A 2160-nucleotide genomic window follows, 5' to 3' on the forward strand; every position below is an offset into this window, starting at 1 on the left:
CATCGTCTTTTGGCTCAATAGCAAAAGGCGAAAAAATTCCCGTTATTCCTCATCGACTGAGTGAAGAAAAAAGTACAAAGATAAAAATAGATTTTGTACTGCCTCGATGGAATAGCGATGAGTCAGTGGATACGGAATTTGAATTTAGATATGTTCTAGAAGTAGTAGATAACTTGGTTTTAGAAGAAACGCTAAAGCTCAAAACTTCGAGGCAGTATTCTCGAGTTTTCGAACGTAAATACAATAAGTTTGAGGATACGTATGACGTAAAGCTGAACAAAATTTATGGTCCAGAGATTCCATCGCAGCTTTTAGAGAAAGCCCCACGTAACTGCTCGCTAATATCATACATTGATAATTTGAGAGAAAATGAAGACTCTCCAGTATGTGAGGAGTCTAATATAGCTGTCATCACTCTAGCCCATAATTATTTTTACCGTATACTGTCAAACCTAACCTTTAATGGAAGATCGCACCTTATTAACAATATGGACGACGCGATTGACTTTTATTCTAGTTTTCCTAAGCAATTTGAGTTTACTAAAAAGTTGTTTAGAAAGTACGACCTTGGTATCGATGATATCGTTCTTCAAGATAGTTTTGTGGTCAATAGAGATGGCAGCAAGTCTAAAGAGGTTCTACCTTTTTGTATCCATAATACGGAAGATGAACCATTTGAGATTCCAATGTTTATGGAATCTTCGGGTACTCAATCTGCATTCTGCACTATGGCTATGGTGTGTGAAACTTTAGAGAGTGGCGGTATTATAGTTTTAGATGAGTTTGACAACGACTTCCACCCTGAACTTACAATGGCAATTGTAAATCTATTTAAGGATGTAGACACTAATCCTAGAAATGCTCAGCTTCTCTTTAATACTCACTCTGTCGAGGTTTTGAAACACTTAAAACGTCAACATGTATACTTTGTAGAGAAATACCTTGGTAATTCAGATGCTTATCGAGGCGATCAAATCGAAGGATTAAAGGACCGAGATAATCTTTATAAAAAATACATCTCTGGCGCATTAGGTGCCTATCCAGAAATTGACTGAGGTGCCTAATGAGTAAAAAAAGAACAAGACGTGTAGTTAAGAGGACCCTATTAATTGTTGGTGAGGGTGAGGCAGAGAAAGCCTTTTTACTACACTTAAAGTCAATATATGGTGTTGGTGATCCAAAAGTGTCGATCAAGTCAGCAGGAGGGAAAGGCCCTAAGAATGTTATAACTGAAGCTATAACGAGCAAGGATGCAAATGGCTATGACCTAGCCGCTGTATTTTTAGATACAGATCTAACTTGGCCCGCTTCTATGGTGAAAAAAGCTAAAGGGAAAAAGATAACTCTTATTGGTTCATCACCTTGTCTAGAGGGGTTGCTTCTCGATGTTATTGGAACACAAAGACCAACACCGAATAGCAGCAAAGAATGTAAAAGAAAGCTGCATGGTCTTCTTAAAGGTAAAGAAACCGCTCGTGAGACATACGAGGAGCTGTTTACAAAAGACGTTTTAGATAAAACAAATGTTGAGCAAATTAAAACTCTCATCAAGTTGATACAAGGAAAGTATTAATTATACAAAGTTTAAAGGCCTCCATTGTTTGGAGGCCTTTTTCCAGTTACATCATACCTTTTAATACCCTAGCATATCTTAGAATGCGTCCTGCTGCTTCTAAATCCGTCAATGCCCCAATTTCTAATAGAGCAATTCCTGTTAAAACCTGTTGCGCAGTTACAAGCTGCCCTGTTGGAAGCTCTAATCTGTCATAGTGCATTTTAAAATGCTCCCATTGCTCGGATGGACTCAGTTCCCTTCCCTTAGTCATTCTCATTAGTCGTTTACACTCAGGCGGAATGGTTTTCCCCTTATCCCATTCTTTGACTGTTCTCACAGTTTTTAAACAAAGTTCAGCAGCTTGTTCGACGGATAAACCACATTCAAATTCACGAAAAATATAGTTTTTAGTCATTTCGTGATACTTCATTGAATAGTCCCTCAAAAGAGAGACATTTTATAGGACTAGTATATGCAATCGCATTCAACATAAGCAGATATAATGCGTACTGAGAGGAGTGTAAACTCAAAGCAATAATGTCCGGTTTTAGCTGCTTTAAAATGTCCTCCTAAGATTAACAACATTGTTTGCTTTTGAGGCTTTA

Annotated in this window: 3 protein-coding genes; 2 read left to right on the forward strand and 1 reads right to left on the reverse strand. The window is 37.7% G+C overall.

From position 1 onward, the window contains the following. Nucleotides 1–1055: AAA family ATPase (locus tag IQR33_RS15230; protein ID WP_193843804.1), on the forward strand; the 1055-nt coding region annotated here is incomplete at its 5' end. Nucleotides 1056–1063: 8 nt separating this feature from the next. Further along, entirely contained in the window at nt 1064–1573 is a 510-nt protein-coding gene (locus IQR33_RS15235) for an RloB domain-containing protein (RefSeq protein WP_140113008.1), read from the forward strand. A 46-nt stretch (nt 1574–1619) separates the two neighbouring features. On the opposite strand, the gene IQR33_RS15240 is transcribed toward IQR33_RS15235, so the two are convergent. Continuing rightward, complete coding sequence (locus IQR33_RS15240) at nt 1620–1985, reverse strand: phage protein (protein ID WP_064369878.1); 366 nt, start codon at nt 1983–1985, stop codon at nt 1620–1622. Between the last annotated feature and the right edge of the window lie 175 nt (nt 1986–2160).

Origin of the sequence: Vibrio sp. OPT46, assembly GCF_015163535.1 — a bacterium.
GTDB classification, from domain to species: Bacteria; Pseudomonadota; Gammaproteobacteria; order Enterobacterales; family Vibrionaceae; genus Vibrio; species Vibrio alginolyticus.